1 pseudogene is annotated in these 693 nt (G+C 44.3%); it reads right to left on the bottom strand.

Features of this window, described 5'->3' with window-relative positions:
* Nucleotides 1-693, bottom strand: a pseudogene (locus tag GKZ86_RS25330) (gliding motility-associated C-terminal domain-containing protein); the annotation flags it as partial.

Here is a 693-nt window from a genome sequence, read left to right as displayed (position 1 = left end):
TGCAACTGTTACTGTTCCGTTTGCATTCAGCGTTAATCCTGTTGGAACTGTGATAGCCGTTAATTTTACCTGTCCTGCAGCGGTTCCAATCACAACCGGATTTCCGTTTAGGGTATCATTTGCTACCAACGTTGCTGTTGTACCGCCTGTGTTTCCATTGATTGAAGTTGTCGTTTCCGTAACTGCTTCGATTACAGGTTCTCCAACAACTATTGTGCTTTTAACAGCGTCACAGTTTGTCGGATTGGTAATTTCGCAGATGCTGTATTCTACTTCGTAATTTCCTTTTGGTGTGTTCGCTGCAACGGTTACCGTTCCGTTTGCATTCAGGGTTAATCCTGTTGGAACTGTAATAGCTGTCAGTTTAACTTGTCCGTTTTGGGTTCCGATTACAACCGGGTTACCGTTCAGGGTATCATTCGCTACTAACGTTGCCGTTGTACCGCCTGTGTTTCCGTTGATTGCCGGTGTTGTAGTTTCCGTTACCGCGTCGATTACTGCCTGATCTACAACTACGATACTTTTTGTTGTATCACAGTTTGTCGGATTGGTAATCTCGCAGATGCTGTATTCTACTTCGTAATTTCCTTTTGGGGTATTTGGTGCAACGGTTACCGTTCCGTTTGCATTCAGGGTCAATCCTGTTGGAACTGTAATAGCTGTCAGTTTAACTTGTCCGTTTTGGGTTCCGAT

This window comes from Flavobacterium sp. LC2016-13, from assembly GCF_009707955.1.
Taxonomy (GTDB): domain Bacteria; phylum Bacteroidota; class Bacteroidia; order Flavobacteriales; family Flavobacteriaceae; genus Flavobacterium.
The sequence above is the reverse complement of the archived record's forward strand: the minus strand, read 5'-3'. Positions and strand labels throughout refer to the sequence as shown.